Origin of the sequence: Mucilaginibacter sp. KACC 22063 (assembly GCF_028736115.1) — a bacterium.
Taxonomy (GTDB): Bacteria; Bacteroidota; Bacteroidia; order Sphingobacteriales; family Sphingobacteriaceae; genus Mucilaginibacter.
Genome location: NZ_CP117877.1, coordinates 3,208,380 through 3,230,251, shown reverse-complemented (window position 1 = coordinate 3,230,251; position 21,872 = coordinate 3,208,380). Strand labels below are relative to the sequence as shown.

The 21,872-nt window shown below is 43.4% G+C and carries 17 protein-coding genes; 15 read left to right on the top strand and 2 right to left on the bottom strand.

All coding sequences use genetic code 11. The annotated features are described in order from the left end of the window. Positions 1-3: 3 nt before the first annotated feature. Complete coding sequence (gene glgX / locus PQ461_RS13875) at positions 4-2,133, bottom strand: glycogen debranching protein GlgX (RefSeq protein ID WP_274206122.1); 2,130 nt, start codon at positions 2,131-2,133, stop codon at positions 4-6. 268 nt (positions 2,134-2,401) lie between these two features. Between glgX and PQ461_RS13870 the strand changes: the two genes are divergently transcribed. The 12 genes from PQ461_RS13870 (at position 2,402) to PQ461_RS13815 (ending at position 15,261) form a co-directional block, all read left to right on the top strand. Continuing rightward, positions 2,402-3,001: a gluconate 2-dehydrogenase subunit 3 family protein gene (locus PQ461_RS13870; RefSeq protein ID WP_274206121.1), complete on the top strand. Its 600-nt coding sequence runs from the start codon at positions 2,402-2,404 to the stop codon at positions 2,999-3,001. Then, a complete protein-coding gene (locus tag PQ461_RS13865; protein ID WP_274206120.1) occupies positions 2,994-4,712 on the top strand; it encodes a GMC oxidoreductase in 1,719 nt (572 codons plus the stop codon). The genes PQ461_RS13870 and PQ461_RS13865 overlap by 8 nt, the downstream gene beginning before the upstream one ends. Positions 4,713-4,832: 120 nt before the next feature. Beyond that, complete coding sequence (locus PQ461_RS13860; protein WP_274206119.1) at positions 4,833-6,515, top strand: GMC oxidoreductase; 1,683 nt, start codon at positions 4,833-4,835, stop codon at positions 6,513-6,515. Between the two features lie 12 nt (positions 6,516-6,527). Then, positions 6,528-7,964: a Gfo/Idh/MocA family protein gene (locus PQ461_RS13855; RefSeq protein WP_274206118.1), complete on the top strand. Its 1,437-nt coding sequence runs from the start codon at positions 6,528-6,530 to the stop codon at positions 7,962-7,964. Between the two features lie 39 nt (positions 7,965-8,003). After that, positions 8,004-8,573 (top strand): gluconate 2-dehydrogenase subunit 3 family protein, encoded by a 570-nt coding sequence (locus tag PQ461_RS13850; RefSeq protein ID WP_274206117.1) that lies wholly within the window; start codon positions 8,004-8,006, stop codon positions 8,571-8,573. A 135-nt stretch (positions 8,574-8,708) separates the two neighbouring features. Beyond that, complete coding sequence (locus PQ461_RS13845) at positions 8,709-9,860, top strand: Gfo/Idh/MocA family protein (protein WP_274206116.1); 1,152 nt, start codon at positions 8,709-8,711, stop codon at positions 9,858-9,860. A 9-nt stretch (positions 9,861-9,869) separates the two neighbouring features. Beyond that, a complete protein-coding gene (locus PQ461_RS13840; RefSeq protein ID WP_274206115.1) occupies positions 9,870-10,922 on the top strand; it encodes a sugar phosphate isomerase/epimerase family protein in 1,053 nt (350 codons plus the stop codon). 20 nt (positions 10,923-10,942) lie between these two features. Next, a complete protein-coding gene (locus tag PQ461_RS13835; RefSeq protein WP_274206114.1) occupies positions 10,943-11,392 on the top strand; it encodes a c-type cytochrome in 450 nt (149 codons plus the stop codon). 7 nt (positions 11,393-11,399) lie between these two features. Next, the gene (locus tag PQ461_RS13830; protein ID WP_274206113.1) at positions 11,400-12,653 is read left to right on the top strand and encodes a nucleoside permease; all 1,254 of its coding nucleotides are present in this window, start codon (positions 11,400-11,402) and stop codon (positions 12,651-12,653) included. A gap of 34 nt (positions 12,654-12,687) precedes the next feature. Next, entirely contained in the window at positions 12,688-13,572 is an 885-nt protein-coding gene (locus tag PQ461_RS13825) for a hydroxypyruvate isomerase family protein (protein WP_274206112.1), read from the top strand. A gap of 28 nt (positions 13,573-13,600) precedes the next feature. Then, positions 13,601-14,470, top strand: a complete 870-nt coding sequence (locus PQ461_RS13820; RefSeq protein ID WP_274206111.1) for a sugar phosphate isomerase/epimerase family protein — start codon at positions 13,601-13,603, stop codon at positions 14,468-14,470. Between the two features lie 11 nt (positions 14,471-14,481). Next, the gene (locus PQ461_RS13815) at positions 14,482-15,261 is read left to right on the top strand and encodes a 3-keto-disaccharide hydrolase (protein WP_274206110.1); all 780 of its coding nucleotides are present in this window, start codon (positions 14,482-14,484) and stop codon (positions 15,259-15,261) included. Between the two features lie 42 nt (positions 15,262-15,303). On the opposite strand, the gene PQ461_RS13810 is transcribed toward PQ461_RS13815, so the two are convergent. Next, positions 15,304-16,251: a D-2-hydroxyacid dehydrogenase family protein gene (locus tag PQ461_RS13810; RefSeq protein ID WP_274206109.1), complete on the bottom strand. Its 948-nt coding sequence runs from the start codon at positions 16,249-16,251 to the stop codon at positions 15,304-15,306. Between the two features lie 172 nt (positions 16,252-16,423). Here PQ461_RS13810 and PQ461_RS13805 point away from each other — a divergent pair, with 172 nt between their 5' ends. The 3 genes from PQ461_RS13805 (at position 16,424) to PQ461_RS13795 (ending at position 21,849) form a co-directional block, all read left to right on the top strand. After that, positions 16,424-18,481: a M1 family metallopeptidase gene (locus PQ461_RS13805; RefSeq protein ID WP_274206108.1), complete on the top strand. Its 2,058-nt coding sequence runs from the start codon at positions 16,424-16,426 to the stop codon at positions 18,479-18,481. Positions 18,482-18,585: 104 nt separating this feature from the next. Then, a complete protein-coding gene (locus PQ461_RS13800) occupies positions 18,586-20,775 on the top strand; it encodes a GH92 family glycosyl hydrolase (protein WP_274206107.1) in 2,190 nt (729 codons plus the stop codon). Positions 20,776-20,892: 117 nt separating this feature from the next. Then, positions 20,893-21,849, top strand: a complete 957-nt coding sequence (locus PQ461_RS13795) for an endo-beta-N-acetylglucosaminidase H (protein WP_274206106.1) — start codon at positions 20,893-20,895, stop codon at positions 21,847-21,849. Positions 21,850-21,872 lie beyond the last annotated feature (23 nt).

The window sequence follows — 21,872 nt, the reverse complement described above, 5'->3', positions numbered from 1 at the left end:
ATCCTAATACACTATCGGGTGATGTAATGCCACCACAGAGCGGCCATCCACTTTAATTGTATCGCCTGAATTATATTTATCTGTATCCTTTATATAGTTACCACAAGTATCCAGTACTACCTGCCAGTCCTTCGCGTAATCTGAAGATGGAAGCTTATATTCCAAAGGTTCGTGGTGTGCATTAAAGATCACATAAAAGTTGTCGTCAATTACATTGGTGCCATCGCGGTGACGTGTGCGCAATGCACGGCCATTGATAAACACACCAAGTGATTTGGCAAAATCATGACCCCAGTTTTCTTCGCTCATTTGTTCGCCTTCAGGCAGGAACCAGGCAATATCTTCAACCTCCCCTGGTTTAACAGGTTCGCCTTTAAACCAGCGGCGGCGGCCAAAGGAAGGGTGTTCTTTGCGTAATTTTATTAGCTTACGGGTAAAGTCTAAAAGATCGGTATCTGCCTTCTCCCAGTCAACCCATGATATTTCATTATCCTGGCAATAGGCATTGTTATTACCTTGTTGTGTACGACTGATCTCGTCGCCCATTACCAGCATCGGTACGCCCTGCGATAAGAAAAGCGTAGTCAGGAAATTACGTTTTTGCCTTTCGCGCAGTTCATTGATCATGTTATCATCGGTTGGACCTTCGGCTCCGCAGTTCCATGAGCGGTTGTGGCTTTCACCGTCATTATTATCTTCACCGTTGGCATCGTTGTGCTTTTCATTATAGCTCACCAGGTCATTAAGTGTAAAACCATCATGAGCGGTAATAAAGTTAACGCTGGCCGTAGGGCGGCGGTAATCTTCCTGATAAAGGTCAGCACTACCTGTAAAACGTGATGCAAACTCAGCTAACGTACTGTCGGCACCGCGCCAGTAATCGCGAACGCAATCACGGTATTTGCCATTCCATTCGCCCCAGCCTGCAGGGAATTTACCTACCTGGTAGCCACCTTCGCCAATATCCCAAGGCTCTGCAATCAGTTTAACCTGTGATATGATCGGATCCTGGTGAATAATATCGAAAAATGCGCTCAATCGGTTTACTTCATGTAGTTCACGTGCAAGGGTAGCTGCAAGGTCAAAGCGGAAACCATCCACGTGCATTTCTGTAACCCAGTAACGCAAGCTGTCCATGATTAAACGCAGTACACTTGGCAAATAAGCATTTAACGTATTACCGGTACCGGTATAATCCATATAAAAGCGCGGATTATCTTCCATAAGGCGGTAATAGCCTTGATTATCAACACCACGGAATGAAATGGTTGGCCCCATCTGGTTGCCTTCGGCCGTGTGGTTGTAAACAACGTCTAATATTACCTCGATGCCTGCTTTGTGCAGTTCGCGTACCATCTCTTTAAATTCGATCACTTGCTCACCCATTACGCCTTTTGAAGCGTATTTTACTTCAGGGGCAAAGTAACCAATGGTATTATATCCCCAATAATTGGTAAGGCCGTTTTCTTTCAGGTGCCTGTCGGCAAGGAAATGCTGTACAGGCATCAGCTCAATGGCTGTGATGCCTAATTCTTTTAAGTAATTAATAGTTACCGGGTGGCTGATACCTGCATAAGTACCGCGTATCTCTTCCGGGATATCCGGATGCAATTGTGTGAAACCTTTCACGTGCGCCTCATAAATGATAGTATCAGTATATGGAGTACGCAAAGGCTTATCACCTTGCCAGTCGAAATTACAATCTACCACTACGCTTTTTGGTAAATAAGCCGCACTGTCAGTTTCGCTGAAGCTCAGGTCTTCCTGCTCGTCGCCCATTTTATAGCCAAACAGCGAGTCGTGCCATTCAATAGGGCCGGCAATGGCTTTGGCATAAGGGTCTATCAGTAATTTGTTAGGATTAAAGCGGTGCCCATTTTCCGGTTCGTATGGGCCATATACGCGATAACCATATAATTGCCCGGGTTGAAGGTCAGGCACGAAGGTATGCCATATCTCGTGCGTACGTTCGTGCATCTCAATTTTAGTATATTCTATTTCGTCTTTAGGTGTTTTAAATAAACAAACCTCAACTTTTGTAGCGTTGTAAGCATAAATTGCAAAATTTACTCCGTTATTTTTATATGTAGCACCGAGTGGGAACGGGTCTCCAGGTTGATTCTTTATATCCATATCCAATCAATGCAAACGGCGTAGAAATGTTTTTGGGAAATAGCTATTTGTGCTAAATATGACAAGAGGTGTAATTTGTACATTGTCATTATAGGTCAACATCTTGTCAATAGCGTTCAAAGCATTGTTTTATCCTCATTATGTGTAAAAATTGGTTTACAATTAGTGAATTAAAGGGGGTTTACATGCTTGATTATTTAATTATAGCTGTATATTGCACATGTAAACAAAACGCCCATTTTACAAAAACCAATTACAAACCATATTAATGGATAGGCGTACTGCAATAACAAATCTGGCTTTAATTATCGGTGGAGCGGCCTTGCTGCCATCCTGTATGCAGGATCACGGAAAGGCTTCGATAGCACTTAAAAAGATTAGCATTAATGGTGATCAGGAAAAATTGCTTGCCGATATTTCAGAGACCATCATTCCTAAAACTGATACCCCGGGTGCAAAGGATCTTAACCTGCATTTGTTTGTAATGAAGATGGTGGACGATTGTTTCAGCCCTGATGACCAAAAGGCATTTACAAATGGGCTTGACCGTTTTGCTAAAGATGCCGAGGCTAAATACAATAAGCCATTTGGCCAATGCACTCAGGTACAGCGCGAGAATATCCTGAACGAGTTAGACCATAAGCTGGTTGAACAGCGCAAGCAGGATAAAAAAGTAAATGGCGGTTCATCACCAACGCCTCCGCAGGATGATGTGCTGGCATTTTATAACCTTGTTAAAAGCCAGACCATTTTTGGATATACTTATTCAAAGTATTTTATGACGAAGCAAATTGTTTATGAACTGGTGCCCGGCAGGTATAATCCACATTATCCGGTAAAAGATATAAAGGTATTACAACATGGCTAATTTAAATATAGACGCAGCCAAACAACATACCTTTGATGCTATAGTTATAGGCTCGGGCATGAGTGGGGGCTGGGCTGCTAAAGAACTTACTGAAAAAGGGCTTAACACGTTAATGCTTGAGCGCGGTCGCGATGTAAAGCATTTAAAAGATTACCCTACCACCAATATGTACCCGTGGGAGTTTGAACACCGCGGGCAAATGCCTTATGATGTTCAGCAGGAAAACCCTATTGTAAACCGCTGTTACGCTTTTCATGAGGATGCTGCGCATTTCTTTGTAAAAGACAAAGAACACCCTTACGTACAGGATAAACCTTTCGACTGGATTCGAGGCTACCAGGTAGGTGGTAAATCGTTATTGTGGGCACGGCAGACACAGCGCTGGAGCGATTTTGATTTTGAAGGCCCCGCCCGTGATGGCTTTGCTGTCGACTGGCCAATTCGCTATAAAGACCTTGCACCTTGGTACAGTTATGTAGAAAAGTTTGCAGGCATTGCAGGTAACAAGGACGGGTTGGATAATTTGCCTGACGGTGAATTTTTGCCTGGTTTCCCGTTAAATGACGTAGAAACTTACTTCAGCAATTTTGTAAGTAAAAACTATACAGGCCGCAATGTGATCAGTGCGCGTTGTGCGCATTTATCAAAGCCTAATCAAATACATTTTGACCAGGGCAGGGCACAATGCCAGAAACGGGTACTTTGCCAACGTGGTTGTCCGTTTGGCGGATACTTTAGCGCCAATGCATCAACTATTCCGTGGGCATTGCGTACCGGCAAACTTACGTTAAGGCCGCATTCAGTTGTACAGGAAATTATCTTCGACGATAAACAGAATAAGGCTACCGGTGTGCGTATTATGGATACGCAAACTAGGCAGGTGATCGAATATTTTGCGAAGATCATATTTGTTAATGCAGCAGCCATGAATACCAACCTGGTGTTGCTTAATTCAAAGTCGCAGCGCTTCCCTAATGGCTTGGGTAATGATAGCGGTGTTTTAGGTAAATACGTTGCTTTCCACAATTACAGGGCGCGTGTTTGGGGTGAATATGATGGTTTTATGGACTGGACTACCGACGGCCGCAATCCGGCAGGTGGTGGCTATATTCCACGATTCAGGAACGTACATAAACAGGAAACTAACTTTTTGCGTGGCTATGCTGCAGGTTTCAGTGCATACCGCCATTTCGAAAACAACCTTACAGGCGTTGGTACAACATTAAAAAATAACATCCTGCATCCATCTTACAGTAACTGGAAAGTAGGCTCGCACATGATGGGCGAAACCATCCCTAAAGAGACCAGCACACTTACGCTTGATACCACTAAAAAAGATGAGTGGGGAGTGCCACAGCTCAAATTCAACATCGGTTATGATGATAACGATGAGAAGATGATCAAGGATTATATTGAGCAAATAACGGACATGTTCACTAAGGCAGGTTTCAAAAATATTCAGTCGATAGACAGCAAGCAGGCGCCGGGTCTGGATATCCATGAAATGGGTGGTGTGCGTATGGGTAATGATCCAAAAACATCTATTTTAAACAAGTGGAACCAGATGCATTTGGTAGATAACGTATTTGTTACAGATGGCGCGTGTATGACATCTACATCCACACAAAATCCGTCATTAACTTATATGGCGCTTACAGCCAGGGCGGTAGATTATGCAGTAGGCCAAATGAAAAAGGGCGATATTGCTTAGAAATAGTACAAATTAATGCCATTGCGTACTGAAAACACAATGGATATTTATTATAGATTAAAAAAAATTATAAATTAGGCGTGGTAACCACAAAACACCAATTTTCACCTTCATTATTTTATGGCAGCTAATACTTATGATGCAATAGTTGTTGGCTCTGGTATATCCGGGGGTTGGGCAGCTAAAGAATTAACCGAAAAAGGGTTAAAAACACTTGTACTTGAACGCGGCAAAAACATTGAGCACATTAAAGATTATGTGAACGCCAATAAAGCGCCTTGGGAGTTCCCACACCGCGGCGGCCGTACCCAACAGATGATCGAAGATCATCCTGTATTAAAACGCGATTATGTGCTAACCGAAGTTAACCTTGATTATTGGGTTAACGAAAAAGAAAGCCCATATGTGGAAGCTAAGCCATTTGATTGGTTTCGTGGTTACCATGTTGGTGGCCGCTCGTTAATGTGGGGCCGTCAGTCATACCGCTGGCACAACAGCGATTTTGAAGCTAACCTTAGAGATGGTATCGCAGTTGACTGGCCTATCCGTTATGCCGACCTTGCGCCATGGTATAGCTATGCAGAGAAATTTGCAGGTATCTCTGGTAACCGTGATGGTGTGCCTATTTTACCTGATGGTGATTTTATGCCGGCCATGGAAATGAACGTGGTTGAAAAGGATGTAGCAGCCCGTATAAAAGCGCACTACAAAAACAACCGCCACATGATCATCGGCCGTACGGCAAACATTACAGTTCCGCATGAGGGCCGTACCAATTGCCAATACCGTAACAAATGCTGGTTAGGCTGTCCGTTCGGTGCCTACTTCAGTACGCAATCGGCTACATTGCCTGCAGCAGTTAAAACCGGTAACTTAACCTTACGTCCGTTTAGCATTGTTACCAAAGTACTTTACGATAAAGACACCAAAAAAGCAAAAGGGGTAGAGGTACTTGATGCAGAAACCAACAAAACTTACGAGTACTATGCAAAAGTGATCTTCCTTAATGCATCTACCATTAATACAGCATGGATATTAATGAATTCTGCTACTGATATCTGGCCAGGTGGCTTGGGCAGCAGCAGCGGCGAGTTAGGCCACAACATTATGGACCACCACTTAGGGGTAGGCGCGTCAGGTGATGTGGAAGGCTATGAAGATAAATACATGTATGGCCGCCGTGCTAATGGTATATATATTCCTCGTTTTGCTAACCTTGAAGGTGATAAAAAACGCGATTACATACGTGGTTTTGGTTACCAGGGAAGTGCAGGCCGCGAGCGCTGGAGCCGCGATATTCCTGAATTAAACCTGGGAGGTGCATTTAAAGATGCGCTTGCAGAGCCTGGCGCATGGACTATGGGTATGGGTGGCTTTGGTGAAACTTTACCTTACCACGAAAACCGCATGTATCTTGATAAAACCAAGAAAGACAAATGGGGCTTACCTGTTCCGGTTATTGATGCCGTGGTACGCGATAACGAAAATAAAATGCGTATTGATATGGCTAACGAAGCCGTTGAAATGCTGGAAGCAGCAGGCGTTAAAAACGTGAAGTCGTTTACAAGCGAGCCGGTACTTGGTAAAGGTATCCATGAAATGGGTACTGCACGTATGGGCCACGATCCTAAAACATCGGTACTTAACAAATGGAACCAGGTTTGGGATGCACAAAACGTATTCGTTACCGATGGTTCTGCAATGACATCGGCAGCATGCCAAAACCCTTCTTTAACTTATATGGCTTTAACTGCCCGTGCGGTTGACTATGCGGTAAGCGAGTTAAAGAAAATGAATATCTAAAACTTTACACCAATGAATAACAAACCCGAAGAGAAAGAACAGAAGGGCGTTTCCAGGCGCGACTTTATTAAAAGCAGTTCATTAGCAGCTGCCGGTTTTATGATTGTTCCGCGTTACGTATTAGGCGGAAAAGGATATACGGCACCAAGCGATAAGCTAATGATTGCCGGTATTGGAGCCGGTGGTAAAGGCGAAAGCGACATTGCCAACTTTTATAAAAGTGGTAAGGCAGAAATTGCTTACCTGTGCGATGTTGACGACCGCCGCGCGGCAAATTCTGTTAAAAACTTCCCTAAAGCAAAATATTATAAAGACTGGCGCGAACTGTTCGACAAAGAACACAAGCATATTGATGCCGTTTCTGTATCAACGCCAGATCATAACCACGCCATTATTACTTATCATGCCATGCAGTTAGGCAAGCACGTTTATGTGCAAAAACCGCTTACGCATGATATTTATGAAGCGCGTATGCTTACCGAAGCTGCCAAAAAGTATAAGGTAGTAACCCAAATGGGTAACCAGGGTGCATCAAATGATGGTACACGCTTACTTTCTGAGTGGTACGATGCTGGTTTAATCGGTGATGTGCATACCATTTATTGCTGGACCAACCGCCCGGTATGGCCGCAAGGCATACAATGGCCAACTACCAAAGCCGAAGTTCCGAAAGAATTAGACTGGGATCTGTGGTTAGGTACAGCGCCTTACAAAGATTACGTAGATAAACTGGTTCCGTTCAACTGGCGTGGCTGGTGGGATTATGGTACCGGCGCCTTGGGCGATATGGGTTGCCACTTAATTGAGGCTCCGTTCCGTGCGCTTGGTTTGCAATACGTGAAAAGCGTACAGGCAAGTGTTGGTAGTGTTTATGTTGACGAATTTAAGAAAGGCGTTTTCCCTGAAAGCTGCCCGCCATCAAGCCACATTACGCTTACCTTCCCTAAAACTGCTAAAACACAAGGCGACGTTACCCTGCACTGGATGGACGGTGGTATACAGCCTGAAAGACCGGATGAGCTTGGCCCTAACGAAAAATGGGGTGGCGAAGAAGGTAACGGTACATTATTTATCGGTACCAAAGGCAAAATGTACGCAAGTACTTATTCATCAGCGCCAACTCTATTACCAAAATCACTGACCGCACAGGCTCATGCGCCGCAGAAATGGGCACGTGTACCAGGTGGTGCCGATGGCCACTATGGCCAATGGGTTGAGGCTTGTTTAGCAGGATATGGTAAAAAAGAAGTAAGTTCACCATTTGAAGTAGCTGGTCCGTTAACCGAGGCATTATTAATGGCTAACCTTGCTGTAAGGGGCCACGATTTGCCAGGCGGACAGATCAAATACGAATGGGATAATTCAGCCATGAAGGTATCTAACTTTGATGCGGTTAATAAATACGTTAAACGTGAGTACCGCCAGGGCTGGAACCTGATGAAAGCTTAAAAGATTAACTGATAAACTTAAATAAGCATAGTAAAAACTATGAATAGAAGACAAGCTATTGAAAGAGTTGCCTGGATACTGGGCGGCACTGTTATCGGCACAGAGTTCTTTATCTCTGGCTGTAAACCAACTGCCAGCAAAGTAGACGACCTTTTCGACGAAAAAAACGTTGCCTTTATGGATGAAGTAGCTGAAACCATTTTACCACGTACCAGCACACCAGGCGCTAAAGACGCTAAAGTGGGCCAGTTTATGGCGGTAATGGTTCGCGACTGCTACACCAAAGAAGATCAGAAAGTATTTATTGACGGTTTAGGTAAATTGGATGATGCCAGTCAGAAACTGATTAAGGCTAAATTTATGGATGCCAGCCCTGAAGAACGCGTTAAAGTTTTAGCCGCGCTTGATAAGGAGCAAATGGAGTATTCTAAAACTAAGAAGAAAGAAGACCCTAACCATTATTACCGCATGATTAAAGAGCTTACGCTGCTAGGGTATTTTACCTCAGAGCCAGGCTGTACAAAAGCTATGCGTTACTTGCCTGTACCGGGTAAGTTTGATGGTAACTATCCTTACAAAAAGGGGGATAAAGCCTGGGCTTTGGCTTAAATATTAATGTCCGCTCGTCATTGCGAGGCACGAAGCAATCCCAAACTATGCAGATCATCTTTAACAGATGTTTTGTTAATTGGGGATTGCTTCGTGCCTCGCAATGACGGCTATATGTGGAACTTAGCGTTACAGATGAAACTAAGACTTGGAATGATTGGCGGCGGTCAGGGAGCCTTTATTGGCGCCGTGCACCGCATTGCCGCACGTATAGATGATCAATATGAATTAGTTTGCGGTGCTTTCAGCAGTGATTCTGCAAAAGCCAAAGCCAGCGGTATTGCGCTTGGCCTGGATGAAAGCCGCATTTATGGTTCGTACAAAGATCTCATCGAAAAGGAAAGACAACTACCCGAAGATCAGCGCGTACAGGTGATCAGTATTGTAACACCAAACCACGTACATTTTGAACCTTCAAAACTTGCACTCGAGAATGGGTTCCATGTAGTGCTGGACAAGCCAATGACCTTCTCGCTTGATGAAGCTAAAGAGCTTAAAAAAGTTGTAGAAAGCACAGGCAACAAATTCTGCCTTACGCATACTTACACCGGTTACCCAATGGTAAAAGAGGCTAAACAGCTGATTAAATCTGGTAAGCTGGGTAAAATCCGTAAGGTGTATGTGCAGTATCCGCAAGGCTGGTTGAGCACTTTCCTGGAGGGTGAAGACAACAAGCAGGCTTCATGGCGCACAGATCCGGGTAAAAGCGGTATTGCAGGCGCTATGGGTGATATTGGCACGCATGCTTTTAATCTTGCTGAATACATTACCGGATTAAAAGTTTCGCATTTATGTGCGGATATCAATGTTGTGGTTGAAGGGCGTAAGTTGGATGATGATGGCGCTGTGCTGCTGAAATTTGAAAACGGTGCAAGCGGTGTTTTAATTGCAACACAGGTTGCTGCCGGTGCCGAAAACAACGTAAACATCAGTGTTTATGGTGAAAAAGGCGGTTTAGAGTGGCAGCAGGTTGATGCTAATTCATTAATTGTTCGCTGGCCTGATAAACCTGCTGAGATTTACCGCACAGGCGGCGGTTATACCAGCAGCTATGCACAGCACAATACACGTACACCAGCTGGTCATCCAGAGGGTTATCTGGAAGCGTTTGCAAATCTTTACCGCAATTTTGCCTTAACCGTTAAGGCGGGGCTGGAAGGACAAGAAGCCGCTCCGGAAGCATTGGATTATCCGGGCGTGGAAGATGGCGTGCGTGGCATGGCATTTACTGAAAATGTAATAGCTTCGGGTAAGTCTGACCAAAAATGGACACCATTTACAATTTAAACTCTACCTATGGTTACAATAAAAGGACCTGCATTATTTATAGCACAATTTATTGGCGATAAAGCGCCTTTTAATGATTTAAAGGCTATCGCAGAGTGGGCGGGAAGCCTTGGTTTTAAAGGCCTGCAGCTGCCAACCGGAGATCCGCGGTTTATTGATCTGCAAAAAGCTGCCGAAAGCAAAACTTATGCTGATGAAGTAAAAGGCATCGTAAATGAAGCGGGTTTAGAAATTACCGAACTATCTACCCACATCCAGGGCCAGCTGGTAGCTGTAAACCCGGTATATGATGATCTGTTCGATGGTTTTGCACCAGAAGCCTATCGTAAAAACCCGAAAGCACGCCAGGAGTGGGCTGTACAGCAGGTTAAGTATGCTGCAAAAGCTTCACAAAACTTAGGTTTGCCTGCCAGTGTAACATTTAGCGGTGCCTTTGCATGGCCGTTTATGTATCCGTGGCCGCAACGCCCTGCCGGTATGGTGCAAACTGCTTTTGAAGAACTTGCCCGCCGCTGGATGCCGATTTTGGATTATTACGAAGAATGCGGTATTGACCTTTGCTATGAAATACATGCCGGTGAAGACCTGCATGATGGTACAACGTATGAGATGTTCCTTGAAAAGGTAAACAATCATAAACGTGCCAACCTGCTTTATGATCCTTCGCACTTTATATTGCAGTGCCTTGATTACCTGGAGTACATCGATATTTACCACGAGCGCATTAAAATGATGCACGTTAAGGATGCCGAATTTAATCCGACCGGTCGACAGGGCGTTTACGGCGGTTACCAGAACTGGATTGACCGTGCCGGCCGTTTCAGATCTTTAGGAGATGGACAGGTTGATTTTAAATCAATTTTTAGCAAATTAGCGCAATATGATTTTCCGGGATGGGCGGTATTAGAATGGGAGTGTGCCCTTAAACATCCGGAAGATGGTGCCCGCGAAGGTGCGCAATTTATAAAAGATCACATTATACACGTTACAGACCGTGTTTTTGATGATTTTGCAGCATCAGGAATAGACGCATCGCTGAACAAAAAAATATTAGGAATATAACAACTAAAACTAATCTAATAATGAAGAAGACACTTAGCATTTTATCATTAGCAGCATTTTGTACGTTAATGGCTGCCTGTGGTGGCGGACAAAAATCTGATAAAGTAAGTACAGATACCACTGTTGCAACAGATCAAAATGCCGTAGCGCATAACTCTGATGCAGCACAGGATACTACCGGTAGCGCGGGTAACGAAAAAACAGGTGGCAGCGTAGCTTCATCATCAAAAGGTGCGCAGTTAATTGCACAAAACGATTGTTTGACCTGCCATAAAGAGCACGATAAATTAGTTGGCCCTGCTTATGCAGACGTTGCCAAAAAATACAACTCAGGTGATATAGATAAACTTGCCGATAAAGTTATCAAAGGCGGTTCTGGTAGCTGGGGCGAAGTACCAATGAGCGCTCACCCGTCTTTATCTGTTGATGACGCTAAGGAAATGGTTAAATACATACTTACCGTAAAATAGTATTGCCATGAACCTGACCGTTAAAGTTAAACTATCGTTCATGATGTTCCTCGAATTTTTTATTTGGGGAGCATGGTTTGTAACGATGGGTACTTACCTGACCAAAACGCTTAAAGCTACAGACTTTCAAAACGCCGAGGCTTATGCAACCCAATCATTCGGTGCTATACTTGCACCGTTTATTATCGGTTTAATTGCAGATAAGTTTTTCTCAGCTCAGAAAATATTGGGTGTATTGCATTTAGTTGGCGCAGCTGCATTGTATTATGCAACAACCCTGACTGATTTCAATGCATTTTATCCGATCATCTTTATTTACATGGTGATTTATATGCCTACCTTGGCATTGGTTAACTCTGTTTCATTTAAGCAGATGACCAATCCAAGCAAGGAGTTTCCACCGATAAGGGTTTTAGGTACATTAGGCTGGATTGTAGCGGGTTTAACAATTGGCTGGTTAGGTTGGGAAAAAGCAGGTACGCTGATCTTAACTTTTAAAATGGCGGCAGTAGCCTCATTAATATTAGGCTTATTCAGCTTTACTTTACCGGATACGCCTCCTGTTAAAAAAGGCCAAAAAACAAGCTTCCGTGAAATTGTAGGCCTGGATTCGATTGGTATGCTGAAAAATACATCATACCTGGTATTTTTCCTGGGTTCTATCGCAATTTGTATTCCGCTTGCTTTTTATTACAACTTTACCAATCCTTTCCTTAATGAGGTAGGTATGCAGGGTGCGGCTGGTAAGCAAGCATTCGGACAGGTTTCAGAACTTGTGTTTATGGCTATCATGCCTTTCTTCTTTGTAAGATTAGGCGTTAAAAAAATGTTGGCCTTTGGTATGCTTGCCTGGGCATTACGATATGTGTTCTTCGCATACGGAAACATTGACACCAATTACTGGATGCTGATATTAGGTATTGTAATGCACGGTATTTGTTATGACTTCTTCTTCGTAACAGGTCAAATCTATACAGATAACCTTGCAGGCGAACGTTTTAAAAGTGCTGCACAGGGCTTTATCACCCTTGCCACTTATGGCGTTGGTATGCTGATCGGTTCTTATATTTCAGGCCCAATTGTAGATTCATACAAAACCGGTGCAAATTCGCATAACTGGCAGCATATCTGGCTGATACCAGCAGGTATTGCAGCTGGTGTACTGGTGCTGTTCTTACTGTTTTTCCGCGACCGTAACAACATGGCAGCTGATCCTTCGCTTAACCTTGACGAGCAAAAGGACATGCGCCTTGATGTGTAATTAAACTATTTTTAAAAGATCAACTCAAACAAATATGGCAACCAACCGGAGATCGGCTATCAAGAACATACTGGCAGGCACTGCGGCTATATCTGCTTCGGGCATGTTAAGTCCGTTCGCCACTCAGGCTTCGGAAGAAACTAAAACATTGAAGCTAAAAGGAAACATTAACCATTCGGCATGCTGGTGGATCTACCATGAATATGGATTAGAGAAAGTATGCCAGGAATTTAAAAATATAGGTTTAACCGGGCTTGACCTGGTTGGCCCTAAAGAATGGCCTATGCTGAAAAAGTATGGTTTAACTTCATCCATGTGTAATGGTGCGGAGATTAACCTTACCGATGGCTTTAACGACAAGAAATTTCATGAAACGCTGATTAAGCAATACACTGAAATGATACCGCTTGTTGGTAAGGCAGGTTATACCAACCTGATCTGCTTTAGCGGCAGCCGCCGTGGTAAAAGCGATGAAGAAGGATGGAACAACTGCGTGGAAGGACTGAAACAGTTGATCCCATTAGCCGAGAAGCATAAAGTAGTATTGGTGATGGAGCTTCTGAACAGCAAGCACGATCATAAAGACTACCAGTGCGACCGCACCTGGTGGGGGGCGGAACTTTGTAAAAAGCTTGGCTCTGATAACTTTAAGTTACTGTATGATATTTACCACATGCAGATTGACGAAGGTGATGTGATCCAGAACATTAGGGATTATCACCAATACATCGCACATTACCATACAGGCGGTGTACCAGGCAGGCATGAAATTGACGATACACAGGAATTATACTATCCGGCAATTATGAAAGCTATTGTGGCTACAGGTTATAAAGGCTTTGTAGCACAGGAGTTTATGCCGGTTAATCCTGATAAATTTGCATCGCTGCGTAAATGCGTTCAGATTTGTGACGTCTGATAACAAGACAGATTAAAACCAGATACAAATGAGTACGAGAAGAACTTTTTTAACCCAGGCGGGCCTTATAGGCGCTGGTATGTTGTTAGCCCCTAAATTTTCTTCTGCGAAGATTACCGGCAAAGTAGGTTTACAGTTATATACCTTGCGTGAGGAACTGCCTAAAGATGTAAAAGGCGTGATTGCTAAAATAGCAGCTGCCGGATACAAAGAGGTTGAAACCTTTGGTTACAGCAAAGAACACGGCTTTTGGGGGTTAAGTGCAACCGAGTTTAGCGCATTGCTTAAAAAACACGGATTGACCAGCCCAAGCGGCCACTATGGCATGGATGCTTTATTAGCAGAGGGTAAGTTAGGTGAAATTGACGAAGCTATAGAAGCAGCCAGGATATTAGGTCAGCAATATATTGTTATGCCTTATGTGGACGAAAAGTTCCGTAAAACTGCAGCAGATCTTAAAAACATAGCTACCAAACTTAATCTTGCAGCTAAACGAGTAGAAAAAGCAGGTTTAAAAATGGGCTATCACAATCACAACTTTGAATTTGAAAAAGTTGATGGTGTGATGCTTTATGATATCCTGCTAAAAGAAACCCATGCTGATCTGGTACATTTCGAAATGGATATATACTGGGTGGTACGTTCTGGACAGGATCCAGTAAAATGGCTGGAAGCTTATCCGGGTAGATTTACCATGGTGCATGTTAAAGATATGGACAAGCAAAACCATGACCTGAACACTGAAGTAGGCAAGGGTACCATTGATTTCAAATCAATCTTTAAGCACACTCAGAAAGCAGGGGTAAGACACTACATTGTAGAACAGGAAAACTTTAAAATTGACCCATTTGTAAGCATCACGCAAAGCAGTAAGTACCTGCGCAGCTTGCTTGCATAAACAATCTAACTATGATAAAAAATAAATTTCTTTTAACAGCCTTATTGGCCGGCAGTTTTTACATGGCACATGCACAAAATGCAAAACCAGAGGATACAGAGGTTTGGGAGCCGGTACCTGTTAAGGTTACTCCAGGTGTTACCGACTTTAAAAGCGCGCCTTCTGATGCCGTAATATTGTTCGACGGTAAAAACCTTGACCAATGGGTAATGACGGAAGACCGTAACAAGGCTGCAAACTGGTTTGTAAAAGATAATATCCTTACAGTTAATAAAGCGTCTGGCAATATTGAAACTAAAAAAGCATTCAATAATTACCAGTTGCACATTGAATGGCGCATCCCGGCTAACATTAGCGGTACAGGTCAGGGCCGTGGCAATAGCGGTTTATTCCTTGCTTCAATAGGTAAAGGCGATGCCGGTTACGAATTACAGATCGTTGATTCATACGATAACAAGACCTATGTAAACGGTATGGCAGGCAGTATTTACAAACAGTTTATCCCGCTGGCCAACCCTGCACGCAAACCGGGCGAGTGGCAAAGCTATGATGTAGTTTGGACTGCCCCTGTGTTTAACGAGGATGGCTCTGTTAAATCACCTGCACGTGTAACCGTATTTTTTAACGGTGTGCTGGTACAAAACAATACTACATTGTTAGGCCCAACTCAATACATCGGTAAACCATCATACAGTGTAAAACATGGTGCTTCGCCAATTAAATTACAAGCCCACGGCGATAAAAGCGAGCCGATCAGCTTCCGTAATATTTGGGTAAGAGAAATACAATAGCAGATAATATTTACCTCTATATGCAAAATGCCTGAGCTAAGCTCAGGCATTTTGTTTTTCAAGCCAGGTTTCAATAGCTTTTACAGTATCTTCAAAAAAGATCCGGTAAGTATCTTCAGTAACATAGCCAATATGCGGTGTTACCAATACATTATCCAGCTTGCGAAATTCATGGTCGTCCGGTAACGGCTCGGTATCAAAAACATCAATTGCGGCACCGGCTATAGCTTTTTTTCTTAAAGTATCTAATAAGGCAGCTTCATTAATTAGCGGACCGCGGGATGTGTTGATCAGGTAGGCTTCCGGCTTCATCAAGCTTAATTCGTGCGCACCAATGGTGTCTTTTGATCTTTCGCTTAACACCAGGTGAATGGTCACGAAATCTGCCTGCCTGAAAATATCTTCTTTGCTCACCAGTTTCGCACCCGCTTCTTCGGCACGCTCTTTTGTGAGGTTTTCGCTCCAAGCAATCACATTCATGCCAAAAACCTTTGCGTAAGCAGCCATCTTCGCACCAATACGGCCTAAGCCAATGATGCCTATGGTTTTCCCTTTTAGGTCTGTACCAATAGTAGTTTGCCAGCCACCATTACGTACGTTCGCATTTTCAACTGTAATTTTTCTGGCGATGGCCATCAGTAAAGCCCAGGTTAGTTCAGGTGCGCCGCTTTCGTGGTAGCCGGTCATTTGCACTTCGACACCTAAATCCTCGCAAGCTTGTACATCAAGCGAGGCATTGCGCTTACCGGTTGAAACTATCAATTTTAAATTAGGCAATTGCGATAGTACAGGGCGTTTCAGCGGTGTGCGTTCGCGCATCATACATACTACATCAAATGGCTGTAAGCGCTCTACAAGCTCGGCTTCGTCAGCAATATGGCCATGAAATACCTGTACGTTGGCTTGTTGTAAAATATTAGTCCAGTTGGCAAATTTAAAGGCAGCCTGCTGGTAATCATCTAATATGGCTATAGAAAATTTGTGGCTCATAGATGTATCAAATTATGGTACAAAATACTGTTTACTTAAATCAAAAACGGTATCATAAAAATAATTATAAGTGCTATCAATCAAAGAAATGGTAACAATTCGCTGACGTTGTGATAAGTATTTTAATAATAGCCAGCTTTTAACAATCTTTAACACCTATTAACTAACAAACATGAAAAGATCAGGCTTTGCCGGTGTGATACTGGCATCAGTTTTTGCTGCCGGTACTACTTTTGCCCAGCGACCAAATCCAAACCAGCCCGAGCCGGGGCAGGTTGGCGCTCCTCCAACAGCGTATGATTATCACGCTGCTTTTGCACCATTTTTTTATACAAAAAACGGTAACGAATATCGTGCTGCCGATGGCCAGCCAGGTCCAAAATACTGGCAAAATCGTGCAGACTATCAGCTTAGTGCTGCCTTGGATACAGCTAAAAATCAGGTAACAGGTACAGAGGTATTAACTTACACCAATAATAGCCCAAACAAACTGCCTTTTTTATGGATGCAGTTAGATCAGAATTTATTTAAATCTGATTCGCGTGGTTCGGCAATTGTTACGCAGCAGGGTAGCCGTAACGGTGGCCGCGGCGAGATGTTTGATGCCGGTTATAAAATCAAATCCGTAAAATTACTGAGTACCGCAAAAGGTAAAACCACGGTTAAAGATCTCGATTTTTCCATCAATGATACCCGTATGCAGATCTCTGTTCCCGGTGGTGTTATGCCGTCTGGCGGTCAGGTGAAATTGCAGATCGAATATAGCTTTGTTTCGCCAAGGTATGGATCTGACCGTATGGGCTATGCCGATAGCAAAAACGGAAGAATCTATGAAGTAGCGCAGTGGTATCCGCGCATGTACGTGTATGATGACCTGCAAGGCTGGAATCCGCTGCCATATACCGGGCCGGGCGAGTTTTACTTAGAGTATGGTAATTTCGATATTCGTATCACTGCGCCGTCTGATATGATCGTAATGTGCTCTGGCCAGTTGCTGAACCCTGCTGAAGTGTATACCCCAACACAAATGACTCGCTGGGCTGCTGCCGCAAAAAGCGACTCGACCGTATTTATCCGTAAGCCGGAAGAAGTATCGCAGGCATCGTCACGCCCAACAGGCAAAGCCATGCTGACCTGGCATTACCAGATCAATAACTCACGCGATTGTGCCTGGGCTGCATCAAAATCATTTGTGGTGGATGCTGCAAAGATTAACTTCCCAAGCGGCAGAAAAGGAATAGCTATTTCTGCTTACCCGCAAGAAAGCTACGGCACTAACGGACAAGGCTGGGGCGTATCTACCCGCGAAGTAAAAGAAACCTTAGAGTTTAACTCTAATAAATGGTACGAGTACCCTTATAATACAGCAACAAACGTTGCAGGTGTTGCAGGCGGTATGGAGTACCCAAGTATCGTATTCTGCGGTATGGGCGCAAGAGATCCATGGGGCGTAACCGACCACGAGTTTGGCCACACCTGGTTCCCGATGATTGTAGGTTCAAACGAGCGTATGTACGGCTTTATGGATGAAGGCTTCAACACTTTCATTAATACCTTGTCAACCGATGCTCATTACAAGAAATATCCACGCCCGGTAATGGTTCCGCAAAATGGCAGGCCACGTGCCATGCCAACCGCACAGGAGATAGGTGCTTCAATGACAGACCCTTCCATTGAACCAATCCTGACTGTTACTGATGACCTTAAAGAGAAAAACAACGCGACCATACTTTATCGTAAACCAAGCTTTGGTTTAGTGTTATTACGCGAGCAGATCATCGGCGAAAAACGTTTCGATAAAGCATTTCAGTCATACATCCGCGAGTGGGCATTTAAACACCCTGCACCAGATGATTTTTTCCGTACGATGGAAAACTACACCGGCGAAAATCTGAACTGGTTTTGGAGAAGCTGGTTCCAAAATAACTGGAGGCTTGACCAGTCTGTACGTGAAGTGAAATATGTAAATGATGATCCGTCAAAAGGTGCATTAATTACACTGGATAACCTTGACAAAATGCCAATGCCAGTTGTAATGGACATCACCACAAAAGATGGCAAAACTACCCGTGTGAAATTGCCTGTAGAGATTTGGATGCGTAACGTTTACTTCGTTTACAAATTCCCGTCAACAGAAAAAATTACTTCCGTAGTGATCGACCCTGACAAAAAGTTCCCTGATTATAACCAGGCAAACAATACCTGGCCAAGAAAAGACGATGACAAATAATACATCGTTTAATACTATAACAAGAATTAAATTAATTAGCAAAAAAGCCCTTGAAAAAGGGTTTTTTTGCGTTATATATGTCTCCGAATAAACTTAACCAACTAATGCTTAAAAGCTTAAAATTTATAGTACTGTCGTCTGCTATGCTATCGGCTACGGTAGGCTATGCTCAAAAACATTTAACAAAATATGTTGATCCATTTATAGGTACCGGCGGGCATGGGCACACCTTTCCCGGCGCAGTAGTGCCGTTCGGGATGGTACAGTTAAGCCCCGATAATGGCCGCGGCGGCTGGGACTGGTGCGGAGGTTACAATTACAGCGATTCGTTGATCACCGGATTTAGCCACATGCACCTTAGTGGTACAGGTATCGGCGATTGGTACGATATTTCAGTAATGCCTGAAACAAAGATCATTACAGACACTGCTGATCATGGGGTGGCAAAGTTTAGCCATAAGAATGAAAAGGCATCCCCAGGATACTATCAGGTAAAATTGGATAACGGCATCAATGTGGCGCTTACTACAACAGAGCGTTGTGGCTTTCATGATATTACTTATCCGGTTGGGATATCGCCTGTCGTAAAATTGAATCTTGGCTTCCGTTTAAACTGGGATAAGCCTACTGATACTTATATCAAACAAGTCAATGACTCAACGCTGGTTGGTTATCGCTATTCAACAGGTTGGGCAGTAATGCAGCGCGTTTACTTTGCTATCCGTACATCAAGGCCATTCAGGAAATTGTATCTGAGCGAAAATGGCTCGGCAGTAAATGGTTCAGAAGTAAAAGCTGCTTCGACTATGGCACAGTTACTTTTTGACGAAAAACCAGGTAATAAGGTGATGTTAAAAGTGGCACTGTCAACCGTTAACTACGATAAAGCCACGCTTGCCCTTGGCGAGATCAAAGGCTGGAGCTTTGACAAAGTAAAACAGGCAGCAGAAAACAAATGGGAAAAAGAATTAGCCAAGATTGAAGTTAAAACCAACGACCCTAAACTTAGGCGAGTGTTTTATACCGCTTTATACCATACCTGCATGGCACCTGCATTATATTCTGATGCCGATGGCAGCTATCAAAATGCGAAAGGAGAGGTACACCAAATGCCTGCCGGCCAGCAACGCTATACCGAATATTCTCTTTGGGATACTTTTCGTGCATTGAACCCATTGCTTACCGTTACACAGGACGAACGCTATCCCGGTATCTTAAATACCATGCTCGCTTTTTATAAAGAAACAGGATTATTGCCGGTTTGGGACCTTAGCGCAAATGAAACCAATTGTATGACGGGTTATCACGCCGTTCCTGTATTGGCTGATGCTATCTTGAAAGGCATTAAAGGGATCGATGTTAACCTGGCTTATGAGGCGATGAAGAAAAGCTCGATGCAAGATATTCGCGGTACAAACTTTTATCGCCAGTATGGCTACATTCCGCAGGATAAATATGGCAGCAGTGTTACCGTTACGCTCGAATACTCTTACGATGATTGGTGCATAGCGCAGGTAGCAAAAAAACTGGGTAAACAGGAAGATTATGCTTACTACATGAAACGTTCAACTTCATGGCAAAATCTGTTTGATACCAGGATTGGTTTCGCGCGTGCTAAAAACTCAGACGGCAAATGGGTAGTTCCATTTGATCCATACTATTCAGAACACGATCCTGACAAGGCAATGTTTACCGAAGGTAACTCATGGCAGCATACGTTCTTTGTTCCGCATGATATCACCGGGCTTGCCATGAAATATGGCAGCTACACTAATTTTGTTAAAAAGCTGGATTCGCTATTTACTGTCAGTTCCAAAATGACAGGTACAAACCAATCGCCTGATGTAAGCGGTTTAATAGGGCAGTATGCGCATGGTAACGAGCCAAGCCATCACATTGCCTACATGTATGACTTTGTTGGTCAGCCCTGGAAAACACAATCGCGTGTGCGCATGATTATTGATTCGATGTATCATGACCAGCCCGAAGGTTATGCGGGTAACGAAGATTGCGGGCAGATGAGCGCATGGGCAGTGTGGAGCATTGCCGGTTTATACCCGGTTAACCCTGCAAGCGGCCAGTATATGTTTGGCAGCCCATCTGTTGATGAGGTATCTTTTAATACACCTGCCGGGAAATTTTTAATCAAAGCTAAAAACAACAGTAAGCAAAATGTTTACGTACAAAGTACTACGTTAAACGGTAAGCCTTATAATAAAAACTATATCACGCATCAGGACCTGCTTAAAGGCGGCGTGCTGGAGTTTACAATGGGGCCAAACCCTAAGCGTTGAGATAAAGACCAATTAACTAAACCTAAAAAATGTGCCTATGATTTAAAAGAAGCAGAAAAAACAACGACTATCTAAATAAGCTGCCTCCATAAAACCAATTATTTAAAACCAAAATTTATGAAAAGATTTAGTCAATCGTTGTTTAAAAATGCAGGTACTGTAGTAGTATTAGCTACTGTATTATTAGCATCAGCTTGTAAAAAAGACGCAAGCAATACTGTTGCGCCTGTGGGTTCTGGTTCATCAAATAATCTGCAAACAAACGCCATTGGGGTAAGCGGCCCTAAAGGCGTTTGTTATGTAGAAGTGAATAATAATGATATCCGCAATGTGGGTAAATATAAGCTGTCTACAGGCCAGCAATTGTTTGATATCGGGATTATTTTTGCGGCAAATATTAATTACAATACCAGCACGCAGCAGGCCGTATTGTACTTTAATCCACAGGTTACAAATGTATTAAGCAATAAAGCTACTTATATCCAGCCGCTACAGGCAAAAGGGATTAAGGTATTGCTTTCTATTTTAGGTAATCACCAGGGCGCAGGTATCAGTAATTTCCCTTCACAGGCCGCGGCACAAGCGTTTGCACAGCAATTAAGTGATGCGGTAACTACTTACGGCTTAGATGGTATTGATTTTGACGATGAGTATGCCGATTACGGTACTAACGGCACAGGCCAGCCAAATTCAAGTTCGTTTGTTTACCTGGTAACCGCTTTGCGCCAGCTGATGCCAAACAAGATCATTTCATTTTACTTCTATGGCCCCGCATCATCACGTTTATCATACAATGGGGTAACCGTAGGTTCAAAAGTAAATTACAGCTGGAATGCTATTTATGGTAGTTACTCTGTGCCAAACGTACCGGGACTTGCCAAATCAAATTTAGGCCCTGCTGCTATTGATATTCAAAGCACCAGTTCAAGTACGGCAGCCTCACTGGCAACACAAACAGTTAATAACAGCTATGGCATTTACCTATATTACAACTTGCCAAATACAGATGTACATACTTATCTGTCAAGCGTATCTAATGCGTTATATGGTAAAGCCACTACTTATACACCATAAAACGATTTAGCTACATAGATTTA